The organism is Entomomonas sp. E2T0 (genome assembly GCF_025985425.1).
Taxonomy (GTDB): Bacteria; Pseudomonadota; Gammaproteobacteria; order Pseudomonadales; family Pseudomonadaceae; genus Entomomonas.
In genome coordinates this window covers 159256-181581 of sequence record NZ_CP094972.1, presented here as the reverse complement: position 1 = coordinate 181581, position 22326 = coordinate 159256, and the positions used below count along the sequence as shown (strand labels likewise).

Sequence of the window (22326 nt, the reverse complement as noted above, 5' to 3'; positions counted from 1 at the left end):
GATGAGTGAATATGCACTCTTTACTTCAGAGTCAGTTTCTGAGGGACATCCAGATAAAATTGCAGATCAGATTTCCGATGCGATATTAGATGCTATTATTGCTCAAGATAAACTTGCACGTGTGGCTTGTGAAACTTTAGTAAAAACAGGTGTGGCTATTATTGCTGGTGAAATTTCCACCAATGCATGGGTGGATTTAGAAGAATTAGTTCGTCGTGTTATTTGTGATATTGGTTATACTTCATCAGATGTGGGATTTGACGGTGCAACTTGTGGTGTACTTAATGTAATTGGTAAGCAGTCAGTTGATATTGCACAAGGTGTAGATAGACAGAAACCAGAAGATCAAGGTGCAGGTGACCAAGGTTTAATGTTTGGATATGCAAGCAATGAGTCTGATGTATTAATGCCAGCGCCTATTTGTTTCTCTCATCGTTTAGTTGAACGTCAATCAGAAGCACGTAAAAGTGGTTTATTACCTTGGCTTCGCCCAGATGCTAAATCACAAGTTACTTGTCGTTATGACAATGGTAAAGTGGTGGGTATTGATGCGATTGTATTGTCTACGCAACATAATCCTGATGTATCACAAAAAGATATTCAAGAAGCAGTAATGGAATTAATTGTTAAACATGTTATTCCAGCAGAGTTATTACATAAAGATACTCAATTCCATATTAATCCGACAGGTCAATTTATTATTGGTGGTCCTGTAGGTGATTGCGGGTTAACAGGTCGTAAGATTATCGTAGATAGCTATGGTGGTATGGCGCGTCATGGTGGTGGTGCTTTCTCTGGTAAAGATCCATCAAAAGTTGACCGTAGTGCGGCTTATGCGGGTCGTTATGTGGCTAAAAATATTGTGGCGGCAGGTTTAGCAGATCGTTGTGAAATTCAAGTATCTTATGCTATTGGTGTGGCACAGCCTACTTCTATTTCGATTAATACCTTTGGTACAGGTAAAGTAAGTGATGAGAAGATTATTCAATTAGTGCGTCAGCACTTTGATCTTCGTCCTTATGCCATTACTACTATGTTAGATTTATTACATCCAATGTATCAAGAGACGGCAGCTTATGGACACTTTGGACGTATTCCACAACAAAAAACAGTAGGCGATGATACCTTTACTACTTTTACTTGGGAACGTACTGATAAAGCAGAGGCATTAAAAGCAGATGCTGGCATTAAGTAAGTTAAGGTAAATTAATAAAAAGGCAGATTTATTCTGCCTTTTTTATTAATTAGAAAAATAATTGGTAAGTTTATATATTCCATAAACGCATAAGTACCTTATTAAAAATTCTTTTTAAGAATAAAAAAAGCTCGTTAGAATGCTACCCAACAATCTAAATAAAATTGGGAAGAGGCCATTATGTCTACTTTAAAGAAAACAATAGCAGGTGTTGTGGGAGTATTATTAACAACTCAAGTAATAGCTGCTGAGTTGCTTAATGTGTCTTATGATCCAACCCGTGAGCTTTATCAATCTTATAATGAAGCGTTTAAAAAACATTGGCAAGAAACAACAGGTGAGACACTGACCATTAAAAACTCGCATGGTGGTTCAGGTAAGCAAGCAAGAGCAGTGATTGATGGATTAAGAGCAGATGTGGTTACTTTAGCGTTAGCAGGAGATATTGAGGCAGTTAATTTAAAACAGCCGTTAATTGATAAGGATTGGCAAACAAGGTTACCTAATAATAGTACTCCTTACACCTCAACTATTGTTTTTGTAGTACGTAAAGGAAATCCTAAAAATATTAAAGATTGGGATGACTTAGTTAAAAATGGTGTACAAGTTATTACTCCAAATCCTAAAACATCAGGTGGCGCACGTTGGAATTTTCTTGCTGCTTGGGCTTATGCGAAGCATAAATATGGTAGCGATGAGCAAGTCCGTGACTTTGTGAAAAAGATTTTTGCTAATACTCCTGTATTGGATACTGGTGCTAGAGGCTCAACAATAACCTTTGTGCAACGTGGTTTAGGTGATGTACTTGTTGCTTGGGAAAATGAAGCTTATCTTTCTTTAAAAGAGGAAGGTGGTGACCAATTAGAAATAGTGACTCCTTCGCTGTCTATTCTTGCTGAACCCCCTGTTGCAGTTGTTGATGCTAATGTAGATCGAAAAGGTACTCGCAAACAAGCCACTGCTTATTTAGAGTATTTATACAGTGAACCAGCACAACGTATTATTGCTGAAAATTTTTATCGTCCTCGCAATGAAAAAATAGTGGCTGAGTTTAAAGATCAATTCCCCGCATTAAAGTTAGTAACCATTGACGAAGAGTTTGGTGGTTGGAAGATTGTACAACCTAAGTTTTTTAATGATAACGGTATATTTGACCAGATTTATAGTGAAATAAACCATTGATAGTTGGATTATGTAAGTAATGTCTTTTCGTAAAGCATCAGTTATTCCAGGTTTTGGCCTCACATTAGGGTATACCCTAATGTGGCTTTCTCTTATTGTATTGATTCCATTAGCTGGTATGTTCTTTTATGCCAGCCAAATTACCATGGAACAATTATGGACTATTCTTAATAGTAGACAGTTACAGTCTGCTTTAAAGTTATCCATTTATACCTCTTTATTATCGGCCTTTATTGTTTCTATTATTGGTAGCTTATTAGCATGGGTATTGGTGCGTTATGAGTTTCCAGGGAGAAAGTTAATTGATGCCATGGTGGACTTACCCTTTGCCTTACCTACAGCGGTAGCAGGTATAGCATTAACTACTTTATATGCACCGCAGGGTTTAATAGGTTCATTATTACCTTTTAAAGTGGCTTATACACCCATAGGTATTACCCTTGCTTTGGTGTTTGTTACTTTACCCTTTGCGGTTCGGACGGTTCAACCTGTTATTAAGGATATTCCCCGTGAGCTAGAAGAAGCTTCTCGGAGTTTAGGAGCAAATAGATTTCAAACTTTTTTGTTTGTTGTCTTTCCTATTTTATTTCCAGCGTGGATAACTGGTTTTTCTTTAGCTTTGGCAAGAGGAATAGGGGAGTATGGCTCAGTAGTTTTTATTTCCGCTAATATTCCTTTTAAAACAGAAATACTGCCTTTATTGATTATGTCAAAACTGGATCAGTTTGATTATATAGGCGCTACTGCTATTGGTGTATTAATGTTAATTATTTCCTTTGCTATGCTATTAATGATTAATTTAATTCAGCGTTATTTAAAACCTACTTATATTTTAAATATGTTTTTGAAATTATTTAATGTGGTAAGGGCATAGGCCAGAATTATGATACGTTCTAAATACACAGGTAAGTTTTCATGGACAGCCCTTATTTTAATTATATTGGCATGGTTAATTTTTATTTTAGTGTTACTTTTACCGTTATGGGCGGTTGTTTCTCAAGGTTTAGCTAAAGGACTGGGTGAGTTTTGGAATGCCATTAGAGAGCCTGATGCTATTTCTGCTTTTAAACTTACCTTAATAGCTACAGGTATTTCGGTACCATTGAATATTATTTTTGGTATTGCTGCGGCATGGTGTGTGACTAAATACGAGTTTTGGGGTAAGAGTATCTTAGTTACTTTAATCGATTTGCCGTTTTCAATTTCTCCAGTAGTAGCTGGTCTTATTTATGTTTTATTATTTGGGGCACAAAGTTATTTTGCAGATTTCTTTAACGAGCACGATATCCAAATAGTTTATGCAGTGCCTGGTATTGTATTAGCCACCATCTTTGTAACGTTTCCTTTTGTGGCGCGTTCACTTATTCCGTTAATGCAAGAACAAGGTACGCAAGAGGAAGAAGCTGCCAGATTGTTGGGTGCTAGTGGCTTTAAAATTTTCTGGTATATTACTCTGCCGAATATTAAATGGGCTTTACTGTATGGTGTAGTTCTATGTACTGCTAGAGCTATGGGGGAGTTTGGTGCTGTTTCAGTGGTATCTGGTCACATTCGTGGTTATACCAATACTTTACCTTTACATATCGAAATTCTTTATAACGAATACAATATTGTTGCTGCATTTAGTGTAGCCATCTTATTACTAATAATGGCGTTGGTGGTGTTATTGCTTCGTCAATGGAGTGAGTCTCGTTTAAATCGCTCCCGTCAACGTCCAGAGGGTCCTGCTGTATGAGTATAACTGTTGAAAATGTCACTAAAAACTTTGGTAACTTTAGGGCACTTAATAATATTAATTTAGAGATTAAAAGTGGTGAGTTAGTTGCTTTATTAGGCCCTTCAGGTTGTGGTAAAACCAGCTTGCTACGAATTATTGCAGGTTTGGAAACACCTGACACAGGCAGTATTATCTTTCATGGCGAAGATGTAAGTGGTCATGATGTACGTGATCGTAATGTGGGATTTGTGTTTCAGCATTATGCATTATTCCGTCATATGACAGTATTTGATAATGTGGCTTTTGGTTTAAGAATGAAGCCTCGTAGCGAGCGCCCTACTGAAAAAGTGATTAAAGAAAAAGTACAGTATTTATTACAGATGGTACAACTTGATTGGTTGGGTGATCGTTATCCTGATCAGTTATCCGGTGGTCAACGGCAACGTATTGCTTTGGCGCGTGCATTAGCAGTAGAACCTAAAGTATTACTACTTGATGAACCTTTTGGTGCACTAGATGCTAAAGTACGTAAAGAGTTACGTCGTTGGTTAGCACGTTTACATGATGAGATTCATTTAACCAGTGTATTTGTAACCCATGATCAAGAAGAAGCGATGGAGGTTTCTGATCGTATTGTGGTGATGAATAAAGGGGTAATTGAACAAGTAGGTTCACCTGCAGAATTATATGATAAGCCTGCTAATGATTTTGTGTATCATTTTTTAGGCGATTCTAATCGCTTTACTGTGGGTAACCAAGAAATACTCTTTAGGCCGCATGAGGTAATTATTTCATCACGGCAAGAGCAAGGTTTTTTTGAAGCAGAAGCATTGGATATTAGGCCTTTGGGCGCTATAACTCGTGTAACGATAAAGCCTGCCAATCAAAAGGACTTTTTAGAAGTTGAATTAACTAAAGATAATCCTAGTTTAGTAAATTTACAACGTGGTCAGAAGATTTATTTTAAGCCTAACCCACAGAAAAACTGGTAATTGTACTATTTTATATAAAGCTAATTGATGATTTGTTAAAAGCAGTAAAGAAATATTTTATGTTGAATAGTCATAAGTTTAAGAAAGAGGCTCAGTTAAAAAAGTGAGAATGAAGCAACTTTCTCAACTGTTGGTTTGAGAGATAAATTGCGTATTACTGATAAAGCTAAGATAAGCTTAGGTGCTTATTACTAAAGACACTACTATTACTAAGTTTGGAGTAGAAGTTAATCTAATGCTAAATACCAGTATTTCAGCTAATTAATAAGGACAATTTGATAATAAAGCAGAGAGTAATACAGTGAAGGTAGGGCTTAATTATAAGTTGTTTAGTTAATAAAAAAAGGATTAGTTAATTACTAATCCTTTTTTATTGGCTATTATTCAACAGTAACGCTTTTAGCTAGGTTACGTGGTTGATCTACATCGGTTCCTTTTAAAATAGCCACATAATAAGAGAGAAGTTGTAATGGAATAGTATAGAGAATAGGTGATAGCACATCATGAATATGTGGCATATTCACTACATGAGTAAACTTATCTTCTTTGATATCTATGGTTTCATCTGCAAATACAAAAAGCTCGCCACCTCTAGCACGTACTTCTTGTAAATTGGATTTAAGTTTTTCTACTAGCGCGTTATTGGGTGCGACTGTAATAACGGGCATATCTGCATCGACAAGAGCTAATGGGCCATGTTTTAGCTCACCAGCAGGATAAGCTTCTGCATGAATATAAGAAATTTCTTTTAGCTTTAAAGAACCTTCCATCGCCACAGGGTATTGAGCGCCTCTACCTAAGAAAAGAGCATGGTGCTTTTCAGCAAAACATTCAGCTATTTTTTCAATAGTGTTATTGGTTGCTAATGCTTCATCAATACGGCTTGGTAAACGGCGTAATTCTTTAACTAAAGTTGCTTCTAATTCAGGATTAAGCGTGTTACGTACTTTTCCTAAAGCAAGGGTAAGCAATAGTAAGGCGGTTAGTTGGGTGGTAAACGCTTTAGTAGATGCCACACCAATTTCTGGTCCTGCTTTGGTTAATAAGGTTAGTCCAGACTCTCTAACTAGAGAGCTAGTTGGATTATTACAAATGGTAAGGCTATCTAAGTAGTTGCCTGTGGTATAAGTTTCAGAGAAAGCATTGCGTAAAGCAGCTAAGGTATCTGCTGTTTCGCCGGACTGGGAAATAGTAATGAATAAAGTATCAGGTTGAACGGCAACACGACGGTAACGGAATTCACTAGCTACTTCCACTTGACAAGGAATACCAACTAACGCTTCTAACCAGTAGCGAGCTACTAAGCCGGCATGATAACTTGTGCCACAAGCTACAATTTGAATATTTTTAACTTGAGTAAAAAGTTGTTCTGCATTAGGTCCAAAGCTTTGTACATTGATTTGATTATCAGTAATTCGACCATTGAGAGTTGTTTGAATAACAGTAGGTTGTTCATAAATTTCTTTCATCATAAAATGACGAAACTCACCTTTATCTGCTGCTTCGGCATTTTCTTGGGCTGTTATAATTTCACGGTGAACTTCTCGTCCTTGTTGATCCCACAATTTGACAGTGTCACGGGTAATTTCAGCAATATCGCCTTCTTCTAGGTAAATAAAACGGTCAGTGACTTGTCTTAATGCCAGTTGGTCAGAGGCTAAAAAGTTCTCGCCAATACCAAGCCCAATAACTAATGGACTACCACTTCGAGCTGCTACAATACGGTCAGGCTGTTGTATACACATGGCGGCCAAACCATAAGCGCCATGAAGTTCTTTAACTGTTGCTTTGAGTGCAGTAGTAAGGTCTCCGATTTCAGTTAGTTTGTAATGGAGTAGGTGAGCAATAACCTCTGTATCTGTTTGCGAAGTAAACTCATAACCAAGGGTAATAAGGTGTTCCCTTAATAGCTCATGATTTTCTATAATGCCATTATGTACTATGGCTACTTGATTATGTGAGAAGTGTGGATGAGCATTTTGTTCAGTAGGTGCACCATGGGTAGCCCAACGTGTATGAGCAATTCCTATTTTGCCAGTAAAATTTGAATCTTGTTGTAGTGCTTGAGCAAGCTGGTTAACTTTACCTGTGCGGCGAACCCTTTGTAGATTTTGTTTATTATCGATAATAGCTAATCCAGCACTGTCATAGCCACGATATTCAAGTCGTTTTAGCCCTTCAATTAAGAGTGCGGTAACATTACGCTCAGCAATAGCTCCTACAATTCCACACATATTAAATATCCTCTGATTCTTGCAGCGTAGCACATAGAAGTTGTACACCACATTTAGTGATTTGTTTTTGAATAGTTTTATCTAAACGGTCATCAGTGATAAGAATATCGATCTTATCCCATGTTAATTCAATATTTGGTATCTTACGACCGATTTTATCAGCTTCTAACATAACAATAACTTGATGAGCATTATTGGCCATAGCTTGTGACAGTGTTAGTAACTCATGAAAGCTGGTTGTCCCATGAGCTAAATCCAAACCGTCTGCACCAATAAAAAGTTGGTCAAAGTCGTAACATTCCAATACTTGCTCAGCAATTTTTCCTTGAAAAGATTCAGAAGTTGGATCCCATGTGCCGCCTGGCATTAACAATGTGGGCTCTGGTTCAAGAGTCAATAGTTGATTAGCTATTTTTAATGAATTAGTCATTACTAACAGATTTTTTTTCTCCGTTAGCATAGGAATAAGTGCTGAAGTCGTATTGCCACTATCAATAATAATTCGACTATTATTTTTGATAAGTTGACTGGCTAGTTTTGCAATAGCCTGTTTATATTGGGAAACTAACTGCTCTGTGGTATGACTAGGTAAACGAATAGCACCACCGTAACGTCGTAATAGTTTACCTTCATTTTCTAGAATATTAAGGTCTTTACGAATCGTAACTTCTGAGGTGTTGAGCTCTGCTGATAATTGTTCAACAGATACCTCTCCATTCAAAGCAATTTGTTCAATAATATAGTAACGACGTTGTTGAGTGTTTCTTTGTGTCATTTAATTGTTTCGATTCGAAATATTTATATTTCATTTATAACATATATCGAAAGATGAAGCACAAAAAATTAATTGTCGTTCACATTAATTTCACATTGTATGTGTTGATTATCTTCTATATTAGTATCCCAATCTAGTCGATAAATAAATGAAAGAGTTCCTGTACCACTCTTAATGGCTTTGAATTTCCAAATGGTTTCTTGTCGGTGCAGATGGTTCTCTGGATGGTCATCTTTTTGGGTATGATTTTTATTAAGTTGCAAAATAGCTGTTGCATCGTTTTCAAGCTGCCATTTATAACCACTATGCGCACTGCTAGGTAAGGCAACAATAAGTTCCTGATTTTTGTGTAAGATAAGTGGATTACACAATGTTTGATAATTTTTATTATTAATCGTTTTAGCAGGTGAAGTAGAGACACAAGCAGTTATTGAGAGAGAAATTAAAGTAATAGTTATTAAACGAAATATTATTTTTTTGATCATAAAGGTTAAGATAAGCTGTATTAAAATTAGTACTTATCTTAACCAACAGATTATTTATTTTATATTCTATAAATCAATAAAAATGTAATAATTTATTAACTAAATAATACTTTTGCCACATCTTTATATGTTTTAGCAAAGTGAATAGTCAGCCCTTGTTTTAAATAATCTGGTAGCTCTTCATAGTGCCCACGATTAGCGTCAGGCAAGATAAGCTCCATGATTTTTTGACGACGAGCAGCAATCACTTTTTCTCTAACTCCTCCAATGGCTAATACTTGGCCAGTTAAGGTTAACTCACCAGTCATTGCTACGCCTTTTTTAGGGGCTTGGTTTCGGGCTAGTGATAGTAGCGCACTTGCCATGGTAACGCCTGCACTCGGTCCATCTTTAGGGGTGGCACCTTCAGGTACATGAAGATGTACAAATGCCTTATCAAAAAACTCTGGGTTTGCTTTATACTCTTTTAAATGAGATGTAATGTAACTGTAAGCAATTTCAGCAGATTCTTTCATTACATCACCAAGTTGCCCTGTTAATTTGAAGCCTCTATTTAAGGTATGTACACAGGTTGCTTCGATTGGTAGTGTAGCTCCTCCCATGCTTGTCCAAGCTAACCCAGTGATAATACCTATGCCAGCCAAAACTTGTTCGTTATGGAAGATAGGCATACCCAATAGTGGTTCTAAATTTTTATGGCTAATTTTGATATTAAGCTCAGGTTCTTTTAATAGTGTAACAACACTTTTTCGAATAACTTTAGCCAATCGTTTTTCTAATTGGCGTACACCTGCTTCTCGAGCGTAACCTTCAATAATTGCTTTTAAGGCACTATCAGTAATGCTGATCTTACCTTTGGGTACGCCAGCTTTTTCTAATTGCTTAGGCCATAGATGTTTCTTGGCAATAGCTAGTTTTTCTTCTGTGATATAACCAGCAAGACTGATTACCTCCATGCGGTCTAATAAGGGACCAGGAATGGAGTCTAATGTATTAGCAGTACAAACAAACAGTACTTTAGATAAGTCGAGCCTTAAATCAAGGTAATGATCTAGGAAGTTAATATTTTGCTCAGGATCCAGTGTTTCTAATAATGCTGATGCAGGGTCACCTTGATAGCTTTGTCCCATCTTATCAATTTCATCCAGCATAATGACTGGATTGATAACTTGTACTTCTTTTAGCGCTTGTACAAGTTTACCCGGTTGTGCACCAATATAGGTACGACGGTGACCTTTGATTTCTGCCTCATCACGCATACCTCCTAAACTAAAGCGATAAAAAGGACGGCCTAGTGACTCAGCAATGGATTTACCGATACTGGTTTTACCAACACCAGGAGGGCCGACAAGGAGAATAATCGAACCATTAATTTCACCTTTATAAGCACCTATAGCTAAAAACTCTAAAATACGGTTTTTAACATCTTCTAAACCAGCATGATGTTTATCGAGTACTTTTTGAGCATGTTTAAGGTTTAGCTTATCTTTACCCATAATGCTCCAAGGTAAAGCAGTTGCCCAATCAAGGTAGTTACGTGTGACAGCATATTCAGGAGAGCCTGTTTCTAATAAAGAAAGTTTGTGTAGCTCTTCATCAATACGTTTTTGTGCTTGTTCAGGCAGTACTTTTTCTTTTAAGCGGGCTTTAAACTCATCTGCATCTGCACTTTTATCATCTTTTGTAATACCAAGTTCACGTTGGATGATTTTAAGTTGTTCTCTTAAGAAAAAATCACGTTGATTTTTACTGATTTTCTCATTTACTTCAGTAGAAAGTTTATTTTGTATACGTGCTACTTCTACTTCTTTACGTAGTAAGGGCAATACTTTTTCCATTCGTCTTAAAACAGGAATGGTATCTAATACTTGTTGCAACTCTTCGCCAGGTGCAGTTGTGAGTGCAGCAGCAAAATCAGTTAAAGGAGAAGGCTCATTAGGGCTAAAGCGATTAAGATAGTTTTTTAGCTCTTCACTATATAAAGGATTAAGTGGTAATAGTTCTTTAATAGCATTGATAACAGCCATGCCATAGGCTCTCACTTCATTGCTAGAGTCTTCACTATTCTTAGGATATTCGACTTCTGCTAAATAAGGTGGCTTATGGGTAAGAAAACCTTTTATTTTAACGCGTGTGATGCCTTGAGCGACAAATTGCAATTTATCATCTTCTTTGCTTACATGGTGAATTTTCACCAAGGTGCCACATTTAGGTAAACTCTCTATATTAAAGTTTTCATCAAAAGGCTCTTCAGTATAAAAAATAGCAACAGAGTGATGTTCCGTTTTTGCTACACGACGGAGAGTTTTTTCCCAAGGATCTTCATTGACTAGTATAGGTAATACTTGAGCAGGGAAGAATGGCCTATTATGAATAGGAATAATATATAATTTTTCAGGATAAGAAGGAGTAGGCACAGCAATTTGTTTACTTGGCTGTGTATTTTCTGCTTCTATAATTACTTCATCCGCTTGATTTTTGTCAGTCATAACGTATCCGTATCTAAGATTATTGTTATATAGATGGGGTGTTATCTTTAAAATTCAATAGATAGAATTTTGGGTAATACAAGTTACATTAATAACGCCAAAAGCTAGGTGTTAGCAATACTAAAATAGTAATAATTTCTAACCGACCTAATAACATGCCAAAAGACAGCACCCATTTAGCTATATCAGGTAGGGTGGAGAAGTTGCCTGCTGGCCCTATAGTTTCGCCTAGTCCTGGCCCAACGTTACAAACAGTAGCTACTGCAGCACTTAATGCAGTAACCATATCATAGCCGAGAAAGGCTAAAAATAGTGCAATAATGGCGATAATAAAAGCAAAAAAGAAAGTAAACGTTAAGATAGAGCGAACAATTTCTTCATCAAGATTATGACCATTATATTTTTGTGGAATAACTGCTCGGGGATGAATAAGTTGTTTTAAGTTGGCAGCAAGTAATCTTAAGGTAACTTGAAAGCGGAAAGTTTTTAGACCACCTGTGGTTGAACCAGAGCAACCACCTAAAAAGGTAAGGTAGAAAAAGATAATCATAGCGAAACTACCCCATTGGCTATAATCATCCACAGCAAAACCAGTAGTAGTAACAACAGAGACAACACTAACAGAGGCTACTCGTAGAGAGTCTATAAATGAGTTACCACTGTTTTTCCAAAACCAGAGGCTAAGTAGGAAACAACTAACCACTAAAATAGTGATAAAACCTCGTACTTGTTCATCTTTAAACAAAGCCGTGTAGTTACCACGCAGGGTACTAACATAGAGGGTAAAAGGTAAACTGCCTAGTAACATTAGTACAATAGCAACCCAATGAGTAGCAGGTAGGAATTTTCCTAATGAAGTGTCTGAAGTTGAAAAGCCACCTGTTGCAATTGAACTCATGGCATGGTTAACTGAGTCAAATATAGGCATGCCGGCTAACCAGAAGGCAAAGATACCAATAATAGTAAAAGATACATAGATAACAAGAATGTATTTAGCAATAATATGGGAGCGAGGTAGCACTTTTTCTGACCAATCAGAAGATTCTGTTTGGAAAAGTCTCATACCACCAATACGTAGCATTGGTAAAACAGCTACAGCCATAACAACGAAGCCGATACCACCAAGCCAATGTAGCATCGAACGCCACATAAGTAGAGCGGGAGCAGCATTATCTAAACCAGATAAAACAGTTGCACCCGTTGTGGTAATACCAGACATTGCCTCAAAAAAAGCATCTGTGTAGCTAATATGGCTAATCATAGTCATAGGCAGTGCTGCGAATATACAGACCACAATCCAACTACTTGCAGTAAGAAAATACATGTCTCTTGGGCGCAGTTGAATTTGTAATGAACCTTTTTGCTTAATCATTAAAAAGCCAGCAAAGAAAGTAACCAGACCAGACCAGAAAAAAGCAGCGATATCATTGGCTGTGTGTTCAAAAATAAAAGAAGTAGTAAGCGGCACTAACATGCTAACTGAGAGTGCAATAAGAAAAAAACCGACAATGTAGGAAATACTGCGTATTGTTTGTCGAGTCATACAGACTAACTACACCTTTGATGATATTCGGAATGGGCTATTATAGTGGTTAGTTCGTAAATAGTAATCTCATTTTACAAGTTTGTTATTTGTTGGCATGCTTACTACGCTATTCCTTAGCAATTGCTTCTAGTCCAGCTAATGAAAATATTTTTAAATGTTGTGTAAGGGGCACGGCATTATAGAAACCTATAATACAGAGTTTTCAGGGCAAAAGAATTTAATTAATGTTGAAACTAGGGCATGGTATAACCCAAATTTAGAGTCACGCTGGAATATTATGCTTGCAATGATTGCTACATTCAGTTTCTTGCAAACCCTAGTTTTAACAGCCTTATTTGTGGTTAGGGTTATCCATTTCAGCTTTATCATTGATAATGATTTTATTGTCCGGATTAACGGCACCCATTAGTAATATTCCAGTAATTATGCAATATATCACTTTACTGAATTCATTACGCTATGCTATTGATTTTGTAAGGTGAGTTTATTTAGAAGGTATAGGGTTATGGCAACTTAGTTATGATCTATGGCCGTTACAGATAATCGCAATAGTAACATTACCGATAGCCACTTGGTTATTTAGAAATAAATTGAGCCAATAAAAAAGGCTACAATTAAAGTAGCCTTTTTATAGTTAGCGGGATAGTTATTTTACCCAACCACGTGCCTTAATAGCTTTTGCTAAACGATCAATAGAAACCATATAGGCAGCCATACGTAAAGTTGCTGCTTGGTTATGGTTTTGATACATGTTCCATACGTTGTTGAAAGCGCGTACCATTGCCTCTTCTAAGCGATCATTAACTTCTTTTTCGGTCCAGTATAAACCAAAACGATTTTGTACCCATTCAAAATAAGAAACAGTTACACCACCAGCATTAGTAAGAATATCTGGTGTTACAACAACACCTTTAGCTTGTAGAATTTCGTCTGCTTCTGGGCTAACAGGACCATTAGCCGCTTCTGCAATTACTTTTGCCTTGATGTTGTTCGCATTTTCTTCAGTAATTTGATTTTCTAATGCTGCTGGAACTAATACGTCACACTCAATTTCAAGTAATTCAGCATTGGAGATTTGAGTTACACCCTCAACAGAGAGGATAGTTTTATTATCTGCGATCGCTTGGTCTAAACTATTAGGGTCTAAACCATTGGCATTATAAATACCACCATCACTATTACTCACAGCAATAATTTTTGCACCTAATTCATGTAGGAAATGTGCAGTGAAAGAACCTGCATTGCCATAACCTTGGATGGCTACAGTAGCACCTTTAATATTAATATCTAATTTTTGTAATAGTTCTCTTACAATGATACTAGTTCCTTTACCAGTAGCTGCAACACGACCTTCAGAACCACCTAGTATAAGAGGTTTACCTGTTAATACACCGAAGTGATTACCACGGATTTTGATGTATTCATCAACCATCCAGCCCATGATTTTGGGATTAGTATTTACATCTGGAGCAGGGATATCTTCAAGTTCTCCAATTACAGGTGCGATTGCTTGAATATAGGCACGTGTTAATCTTTCTAACTCACCTTTAGAAAGTTTTTTGGGGTCTACAACTATACCGCCTTTACCGCCCCCATAAGGTAAATTAAGTACACCACACTTAAATGTCATCCAGATTGATAATGCTTTAACTTCATCCATTGTTACATCTTGATGATAGCGAATACCACCTTTACCTGGACCAATTGCATTGCAATGTAAAGATCTATAGCCCTTGAAAAGTTGTACTGAACCGTCATCCATAGTTACAGGAACAGAAACTTCTAAACAACGTTGAGGCTCTCTTAAAATAGTATGAATGGCCGGATCTAATTTAAGAAAAGAAGCGATTTTGTCTATTTGTTGATGGGCCATTCCTAAAGCAGATGTTTCATGTTTACTCATATCTAAATCCTAGTGATATATTTTTAGTTGCTTTTATAAAAGTTTTGAAGAAAGGAAATGTATTATATGTTTATTTTCATGATATGCAAATACTGTATATGTTATGCATGTTTTGCATAGCGATTATGTGACAATAGATATAAGTTATGTTTTAGTAAAAATTTTAATAAAATTAATAACAAGAAAATTATTTAACACAAATTGATTTGGTGTTTTTTTATAAATTTAACACTAAAGAATTGATTAAACTCATAGAAAGCATTTAGGTTAAAAAATCATCAGAAAGTTGTAAAATTGATCACAACTTATTAATAAGTTCAAGATAATGCTTTCAGCAAAGAGCAATTACCTACTATAATAGCCCCTTTATATGTTTGGCATCACTGGACGAGTTTCATGTTTGATAATTTAACCGAACGCCTTTCCAAGACACTTCGTCATATAACTGGACAGGCAAAGCTTACTGAAGAAAATATTCAAGGTACTTTACGTGAAGTGCGGATGGCTTTATTAGAAGCTGACGTGGCGTTGCCTGTTGTAAAAGATTTTATAGAAAAAGTTAAAGAAAAAGCAGTTGGTACTGAAGTACTAAAGAATCTTTCTCCAGGGCAAGCTTTTGTTAAGATTGTACAGGCTGAGTTAGAACAACTAATGGGGGCTGCTAATGAAGATTTAGCTCTTAATGCTACGCCTCCTGCAGTGATTTTAATGGCTGGTTTGCAAGGGGCTGGTAAGACAACCACAGTTGCTAAATTAGCACGCTTCTTAAAAGAACGTAAGAAAAAAACAGTATTAGTAGTTTCTGCTGACGTTTATCGTCCTGCTGCAATTAAACAGCTTGAGACGTTAGCTAATGAAGTAGATGTTACTTTTTTCCCTTCTACCATAGAACAAAAACCAGTAGATATTGCTAAGGCTGCTATTGCAGAAGCTAAGTTAAAATTTATTGATGTTGTATTAGTGGATACCGCAGGTCGTCTTCACATTGATGAAGAGATGATGGGTGAGATTAAAGGTCTTCATGCTGCTGTAAATCCTGTGGAAACATTGTTTGTGGTTGATGCCATGACAGGTCAGGATGCAGCTAATACAGCCAAAGCATTTAATGATGCTTTACCATTAACAGGGGTAATCCTTACCAAGGTAGATGGTGATGCACGTGGTGGCGCGGCTTTATCTGTGCGTGCTATTACGGGTAAACCTATTAAGTTCTTGGGTATGGGAGAAAAAACAGAAGCTTTAGAACCTTTCCATCCTGAACGTATTGCAACCCGTATTTTAGGTATGGGTGATATGCTCAGCTTAATTGAACAAGCTGAACAAAAACTCGATAAAGAAAAAGCTGAAAAGCTAACGCGTAAAATCAAAAAGGGTAAAGGTTTTGATTTAGAAGACTTCCGCGATCAACTACGCCAAATGAAAAATATGGGTGGTTTAGGTAGTTTAATGGATAAATTGCCTATGATGGGTGGTGTTAACTTGGCGGCTATGGCTGATAAGCAGGATGTTGCTGATAAACAGTTTGTGCAAATGGAAGCAATTATTAGCTCTATGACAATGGCTGAGCGTCGAGATCCTGAGCTTATTAATGGTTCTCGTAAACGTCGGATTGCACAAGGTTCTGGTACGCAAGTACAAGACGTAGGTAGATTAATCAAGCAGCATAAACAAATGCAAAAAATGATGAAAAAAGTAATGGGTAAGGGCGGATTAGCTAAAATGGCTCGTGGTTTGAGCAGTGTATTACCAAAAGGTAGTGCTGGCCGTCGTTTTTAACTCGTTGTTAATTTGGTGTATTTAATAAAAGCATGAGATTTTTGTGAATGAATTGAAAAAGCCATTTGCAAAAATCTCAACTTCCTATAGAATATGCCACCTTTTATATGCTATGTATTTTTACATAATTAACTAATTTAGGAATAATATCTTCATGGTAACTATTCGTTTAGCACGTGGCGGCTCTAAAAAGCGTCCTTTTTATTATATTTCTGTAACTGACAGCCGTAATGCGCGTGATGGTCGTTTCATTGAGCGTGTAGGTTTCTTTAACCCAATCGCTGCTGGCGGTGAAGTAAGATTAAACGTTGATCAAGAACGTGTTGCTTACTGGAAAAGCCAAGGTGCACAAATTTCTGAACGCGTTGCTAGCCTATTAAAGGAAGCTGCTAAGACTGCTGCTTAATCAATAGCATTATCATGCTTGAGAAAGAGTTAGTTGTATTAGGTAAGATTGTTTCTGTACATGGTATTCGTGGTGCAGTAAAGGTTTATTCGTTTACAGACCCTATTGATAACATTCTAGATTATAAAAACTGGATATTACGTAGGGCAAATGAACAAACTACAGTTAAACTACAAAGTGGTCGTTTACAAGGCAAAGTACTAGTAGTTGAATTACAAGGTTTAACTGATAGAGATGAAGCTAGAAGTTTAGTAGATTCTGAGATTTGTATTTATCGTGATGAATTACCTGAATTGGCAAGTGACGAGTATTATTGGTACCAATTACAAGGTTTAAAAGTTATTAATCAACAGGGCCAATTATTGGGTCAAGTTGATCACCTGTTAGAAACAGGTGCTAATGATGTATTAGTAGTTAAACCTTGTATTAATAGTATTGATGATAGAGAGCGATTGCTCCCTTATATAGATCAATGTGTATTGAATATTGATCTAACAGCAGGCGAACTTCAAGTTGATTGGGATGCAGAGTTTTAACAAATAGGCAACAGGCCATGCAATTTGAACTCATCACCCTTTTTCCTGAAATGTTTGAAGCTATTACTAGCTATGGCATTACAGGTCGTGCTGTAAAACAAGGACTAATGACATTAAACTGTCATAATCCTAGAAGCTATACCCATGATCGTCATCATACTGTTGATGATCGTCCCTTTGGTGGTGGGCCAGGTATGGTAATGAAAATAGCTCCGCTTGAAGCGGCGTTGTTAGAAGCAAAAAAACAAGTACCACCAACAGCTAAAGTAATTTATTTATCACCACAAGGTAATAAGCTAACACAGGCAGCTGTGCAACAGCTAGCTAGTGAACAAGCATTAATATTAATAGCAGGCCGCTATGAAGGTATTGATGAACGGTTTATAGAAAGCTTTGTGGATGAAGAATGGTCGATAGGCGACTATGTATTATCTGGCGGTGAATTACCTGCTATGGTAATGATAGATGCCATTACACGTCAGTTACCAGGTGCGTTGGGGTGTAATGAATCGGCACAGCAAGATTCATTTATGAATGGTTTGCTAGATTATCCTCATTATACACGGCCTGAAGTATATAATGAGCAAAGTGTTCCAGCGGTGCTACTTAGTGGTAACCATGAACACATCCGGCGCTGGCGTTTACAACAAGCTTTAGGGCGAACTTGGCAACGTCGGGCTGATCTTCTGGATAGCCGCTCGCTTTCTGGAGAAGAACAACAGCTGTTGACCGAATACCTCGATCAACAGAACGATAGTAAACGTATCGATGGTTAGCCAGTTGGCAACCTTAGGAGCATTAACATGACGAATAAAATTATTGCTCAGCTAGAAGCTGAACAAATGAATAAAGAAATTCCAGCGTTTGCGCCAGGTGACACAGTAGTTGTACAAGTGCGTGTGGTGGAAGGTGAGCGTACCCGTTTACAGGCTTTTGAAGGCGTTGTAATTGGTAAGCGTAACCGTGGTTTAAACAGTGCATTTACTGTTCGTAAAATTTCTAGTGGTGTTGGTGTAGAACGTACTTTCCAAACTTATAGCCCAATCGTTGATAGCATCACTGTTAAACGTCGTGGTGATGTACGTAAAGCGAAACTTTACTACTTACGTGAGCTTTCTGGTAAAGCTGCTCGTATTAAAGAAAAATTGGCTAAGCAAACTCAACAGCAAGCTGCTGAGTAATAGCTTACTAATGAAAGAAAACCCGCTTTATAGCGGGTTTTTTTATGAGAGATTAGTTATTATTTGCAAGTATAGCTATATAGATTGGTTTAGTGACTTCCTAGTGTAATAGTAGGATTGTTCCAATTACCCTTAATGCTATAAGTAACAGCTACTAGTTTCATAAGTTCATTACCAAGAAAATAATCTACTATCAACATGGCCCCACCAATAGGCGGTGCAACGGCTAAAGTAGCAATAGAAATATTAGAGCCTAAGGGAACACCTACTTTAAGGTTAGCATCTACTTGTTGGTTCTGCATATTAATATGTCCTGTCATGGACATAATCATAGAAGGACCTTCAAATACAAAAGGTTTATCGATTTGCAGAACGCCATTATTACCTTTGAATTCACCTTTAATACTGTCGTAGGCAAGTCCTGCCTTATATAGGTCGGTAAAATCTAAACGTAAGCGTCGACTAATTGCTTCAGAGTTTAGAATACCAAAGATACGTAATATATTAGTGGAAGAACCATCAACACTTAGTAAACGGCCAGATTTTAACTCTGGAGCTAGTGTTCCTGTAAAGTGTTCCGGAGCAAAGTCAGCAGGTGTACCAAGCCATGAACCATTAATAGCTACTTTAAAAGATTTAGCTGTAATAGTGGGTTTTATGTCCCAGCTAGTTAAAATAGCTTCTAAATTTTTTCCTGATAATATACCGTTAAAAGTAGTTTGTTGGCCTATTTGCCAATCTAAGTCACCTTTTACATGTAGACCTTTAAGATTTAAGGCAATGTTGGAAACCTTTAATCCCTGTTTAGATGTACTGTTTTTTAAATTAATAGTTCCTATTAACTCATTCTCTATAAATAGCTGTTGAATAGATAAATTTATATTGGGAATGTTATCAGTATTAAAGTTATTAATAGGGTCTTTTTCTTTTAATGAAGTAACAAGGGTTTTAGGTATTTTCAAATATTTTAGATGAACATAATAAGGTAAGTTTTTAACTTGTGGAGCAGTAATACGGCCTGCTATGGATGGACTGTTAATATCAAGCCGCCAACCTTGCTCACCTGTTGGTTGTAAATAGAGAGCAGCTTGTTGAGAGGGAAGGTTAAACCCTGTAACCTGGCCAATACGTAAATCTATACTGCGTAGTGTATTGGTATTAACACTCGTTATTTTATTATTCTGATTAGATGTATAGTTCGATAAATATTCATCATAAAGTTTTTGCCATTCTTCTAGATTTACTTGACTTAAATTACCACGAACCTGTAGTCCTTTTTTATTTGAAAAAGCGGCTTTTCCTTGATTAATTAATAATTCACCTTGCCAGTTCTGTTGGTTTTCATCCATAGTGATAGCAGAAGTAATAAGAGAATTATAGTCAAGCTGTAGTTGAGTCTTTTGTTGTTTGCCAAAATTCATTTGATAAGTAAAGTTTTGCTCTTGTTCTGCTGATTTTGTAAATGGAGCAGGAAGATTTAGAGCAATGCCTTTTAGATCAGAGGAAACTTTTAACTGGTTATTTTCTCCTATCCAAATTTCTAAATCATAAGGTGTTTTCCCAGAAAATGGCCATGTCTTATTGGGTGTAATATACCAGCTGGCTAGTTTGGTAATATCAATATTTCCTTTTAGCTTCATATAGGAAAGCGGCTCACCATGAGTACCTTTAGCTGTAATAGAACCTGTTATAGGGTTGCCTAAAGCATAGGCACTAACTGCTTGGCTGCTTAATCCTTTAGTGCTGTCATAATGGAAGTTGCCTGATATATTGGTTAAAGCGGGAATAGGGTGTTGTAGATTTAATTGCGCCCCTTTTGTACTAAAACTAGTAATAACAACTGGTTGATGATGTTTTTTCAAAGGAATATCTAATTGTAAACTCCCTGTTAAGTTACCTGTACCTTGCCAGTCATTAAATACATGAGATATTTCGGGTGGTGCTGACTTTAGTATTTGGAGGGTATCATCAAGAGTACTAACAATTTTAGCGTTTAAATATAAATGAGTGATTGCTGGATTAGCTATATGTGGAATATTGATATTGATATCAGTTAATTGGCTATTACTAATAACGCCTTTATCAGCTAATATGCGAACTCCAGAAGGTTCTACAAAAACCTCTCCATCAACTTGTTTGATGGGTAGCCATGGGGCTTGATAATTAATTTCAGCATTTTTAGGCTTCATATAAAGCAATAAACTATGTGCAGTGGAAGGTGTTCGCTTATCTAATGAACCTTGATATTGAAAGAAACCTGTTTCAATATCTCCACTTTTAATAGAGGTATTTAACCAATGCACTAACTCTGGATCAATATTTGCCTTTGAAGGAATATATTTAGAGGTATAGCTAGCATCACCATTGGCAATATTTACCCGTAGATCCATATAGTCTTTGATGCCATCATAGGGATAAAGGCGAATCATCATATCCCCTGCTAGGTCACCTTCATCACCTTTAAGCTGCATTAAGTGACTAAAAATGCTAACGGTGTCACCATCGAATGACCAATTTAGGGTAGTTTTGGCATGTTGATAGTGCCAAGGCTTACTGTATACTTTTGCGATAAAGAGTGAAAAGTTGTCAGCATCAAGATCTAAGTGACCGCTATTAATACCACCTTGGATTTTTCCTGTAATATTAGATGCTCCTACTGTATCTTTATAAGCATTAAAAGATATATCTTTAACATCAGCTATAAAACTTAAACTATCAATCAGTGGTTTTTCAGGTAGCCATTTAATGTTCAAATTTTGGATGATACCTTTAGGAGATACTGTATTAATAGCTTCATGTATTTTTTTAGAAAGAGGGGCTAGTGCTAGTACTGGGGGAATAAAGTGCTCTATATTAATGCTATTAGCTTGAGCATTCCATTGTTGTTGATTATCGATTGTGCGACGTGTTAATAGTAGATCAAGGTCTGTGAAAGGTGTTTTGTCGATGGTAAAAGATAACCCTTTGACTTGTAGCCCTATATATTCTTGTCGATAAGCATCAAACCATGCTTGCATATTGATATCTTTAATTGCAACAGTTTGATTTTTTTCATGTTGAACAACTAATTGGCTATTTTTAGTATCAATAGTGGCTGAACGTAATTGACCATTCTTTACAGTAGCCCACACCTGGCCACCTAAGGTTAATTTTTTCAATTGTTGAGGTAATTCAATCTCTTTAGGTAACCATGTATGCCAATCAAGATAAGGAATATCGGCGTACAGTGTACCCTTTAAGTTTTGCCAGTTTTCAGGGGCTATAGAAGCTGTTGTTGAAAGAATAAGAGGTTTATCATCATTAATATAGAGTATGCCATCTAACCGCATTCTTTCATCTGTAAAATGAGTTAATGTGGCGTTAACATGAGTAAATGTATGCGTAGGATAATTGTAAGGATGAACACTGATCGTACTATTACTGATAGATATTTTAGTAAAGCGCTGTAGTTGTGAGAGAATGATCGCTGGTGTAATAGGGTCTTTTTGTCGAGGTATACCACCTATTGACCAAGTATCGGGTTTATTTTCACGAATTTGTAGTTTTAAACTTTCACCATGAGCAGTTGCAATACGTACTTGCCAATTTAAAATAGTTTGTGGAACATCTATTTCAAGTGTTAGTTGATCAACTTCTAGTTTTTGCTCATGATCACCAATATGAACATTATAAGCGGTTAAAGTAGGGGAAAATATATCCCAACTACCTTTTAGTTCCCCAATAGTGACTGGGGTATGTAATGTTTCAGAAAGTTTGTTTTGTAGGTGAAACTTATAGTCACTTACCCAAACAACTAATTGCCTAGCAATGCTGACATAAAGAGCTACGAGTACCAATAATAACAATAAACAGCTAATGATTAGCTTGCGTATTTTAGTTGTAATTTTTGGGTTGCCCTGTGTCATTCTT

Annotated in this window: 18 protein-coding genes; 11 read left to right on the top strand and 7 right to left on the bottom strand. The window is 36.6% G+C overall.

From position 1 onward, the window contains the following. Position 1: 1 nt before the first annotated feature. The 5 genes from metK to MTZ49_RS00855 all read left to right on the top strand — a co-directional run bounded on the left by metK (position 2) and on the right by MTZ49_RS00855 (position 5086). Entirely contained in the window at positions 2-1195 is a 1194-nt protein-coding gene (metK, locus tag MTZ49_RS00875) for a methionine adenosyltransferase (RefSeq protein ID WP_264746549.1), read from the top strand. Between the two features lie 180 nt (positions 1196-1375). Continuing rightward, a complete protein-coding gene (locus MTZ49_RS00870; protein ID WP_264746548.1) occupies positions 1376-2377 on the top strand; it encodes a sulfate ABC transporter substrate-binding protein in 1002 nt (333 codons plus the stop codon). Positions 2378-2396: 19 nt separating this feature from the next. After that, positions 2397-3251 carry a sulfate ABC transporter permease subunit CysT gene (gene cysT / locus MTZ49_RS00865; protein ID WP_264746547.1) on the top strand — a complete coding sequence of 285 codons (855 nt, stop codon included), beginning with the start codon at positions 2397-2399 and terminating at the stop codon, positions 3249-3251. A 9-nt stretch (positions 3252-3260) separates the two neighbouring features. Continuing rightward, complete coding sequence (gene cysW / locus MTZ49_RS00860) at positions 3261-4112, top strand: sulfate ABC transporter permease subunit CysW (protein ID WP_264746546.1); 852 nt, start codon at positions 3261-3263, stop codon at positions 4110-4112. Then, positions 4109-5086, top strand: a complete 978-nt coding sequence (locus MTZ49_RS00855; RefSeq protein WP_264746545.1) for a sulfate/molybdate ABC transporter ATP-binding protein — start codon at positions 4109-4111, stop codon at positions 5084-5086. Before cysW ends, MTZ49_RS00855 begins: the two co-directional genes overlap by 4 nt. A gap of 380 nt (positions 5087-5466) precedes the next feature. Here the strand turns inward: MTZ49_RS00855 and glmS are convergent, their stop codons facing one another. The 5 genes from glmS to MTZ49_RS00830 form a co-directional block, all read right to left on the bottom strand. After that, positions 5467-7320, bottom strand: a complete 1854-nt coding sequence (glmS, locus tag MTZ49_RS00850; protein WP_264746544.1) for a glutamine--fructose-6-phosphate transaminase (isomerizing) — start codon at positions 7318-7320, stop codon at positions 5467-5469. Between the two features lies 1 nt (position 7321). Continuing rightward, on the bottom strand, positions 7322-8095 hold the full coding sequence (locus tag MTZ49_RS00845; RefSeq protein ID WP_264746543.1) for a DeoR/GlpR family DNA-binding transcription regulator: 774 nt from the start codon (positions 8093-8095) through the stop codon (positions 7322-7324). A 68-nt stretch (positions 8096-8163) separates the two neighbouring features. Continuing rightward, complete coding sequence (locus tag MTZ49_RS00840) at positions 8164-8580, bottom strand: protease inhibitor I42 family protein (RefSeq protein ID WP_264746542.1); 417 nt, start codon at positions 8578-8580, stop codon at positions 8164-8166. A gap of 95 nt (positions 8581-8675) precedes the next feature. After that, the gene (lon, locus tag MTZ49_RS00835; protein ID WP_264746541.1) at positions 8676-11069 is read right to left on the bottom strand and encodes an endopeptidase La; all 2394 of its coding nucleotides are present in this window, start codon (positions 11067-11069) and stop codon (positions 8676-8678) included. Positions 11070-11157: 88 nt separating this feature from the next. After that, positions 11158-12612 (bottom strand): TrkH family potassium uptake protein, encoded by a 1455-nt coding sequence (locus MTZ49_RS00830; RefSeq protein ID WP_264746540.1) that lies wholly within the window; start codon positions 12610-12612, stop codon positions 11158-11160. A 338-nt stretch (positions 12613-12950) separates the two neighbouring features. Between MTZ49_RS00830 and MTZ49_RS15780 the strand changes: the two genes are divergently transcribed. Then, complete coding sequence (locus tag MTZ49_RS15780) at positions 12951-13097, top strand: ABC transporter permease (protein ID WP_413774165.1); 147 nt, start codon at positions 12951-12953, stop codon at positions 13095-13097. Between the two features lie 164 nt (positions 13098-13261). On the opposite strand, the gene MTZ49_RS00825 is transcribed toward MTZ49_RS15780, so the two are convergent. Then, positions 13262-14518, bottom strand: a complete 1257-nt coding sequence (locus tag MTZ49_RS00825) for a Glu/Leu/Phe/Val family dehydrogenase (protein WP_264746539.1) — start codon at positions 14516-14518, stop codon at positions 13262-13264. A gap of 396 nt (positions 14519-14914) precedes the next feature. Between MTZ49_RS00825 and ffh the strand changes: the two genes are divergently transcribed. The 5 genes from ffh (at position 14915) to rplS (ending at position 18417) form a co-directional block, all read left to right on the top strand. Continuing rightward, positions 14915-16294: a signal recognition particle protein gene (gene ffh / locus MTZ49_RS00820; RefSeq protein ID WP_264746538.1), complete on the top strand. Its 1380-nt coding sequence runs from the start codon at positions 14915-14917 to the stop codon at positions 16292-16294. 154 nt (positions 16295-16448) lie between these two features. Further along, the gene (rpsP, locus tag MTZ49_RS00815; protein WP_264746537.1) at positions 16449-16700 is read left to right on the top strand and encodes a 30S ribosomal protein S16; all 252 of its coding nucleotides are present in this window, start codon (positions 16449-16451) and stop codon (positions 16698-16700) included. A 14-nt stretch (positions 16701-16714) separates the two neighbouring features. After that, complete coding sequence (rimM, locus tag MTZ49_RS00810) at positions 16715-17236, top strand: ribosome maturation factor RimM (RefSeq protein WP_413774164.1); 522 nt, start codon at positions 16715-16717, stop codon at positions 17234-17236. A gap of 17 nt (positions 17237-17253) precedes the next feature. Next, complete coding sequence (gene trmD, locus MTZ49_RS00805; RefSeq protein ID WP_264746536.1) at positions 17254-18012, top strand: tRNA (guanosine(37)-N1)-methyltransferase TrmD; 759 nt, start codon at positions 17254-17256, stop codon at positions 18010-18012. Positions 18013-18039: 27 nt separating this feature from the next. After that, a complete protein-coding gene (gene rplS, locus MTZ49_RS00800; RefSeq protein ID WP_201093940.1) occupies positions 18040-18417 on the top strand; it encodes a 50S ribosomal protein L19 in 378 nt (125 codons plus the stop codon). Between the two features lie 89 nt (positions 18418-18506). On the opposite strand, the gene MTZ49_RS00795 is transcribed toward rplS, so the two are convergent. Beyond that, a complete protein-coding gene (locus MTZ49_RS00795; protein WP_264746535.1) occupies positions 18507-22322 on the bottom strand; it encodes a YhdP family protein in 3816 nt (1271 codons plus the stop codon). Positions 22323-22326 lie beyond the last annotated feature (4 nt).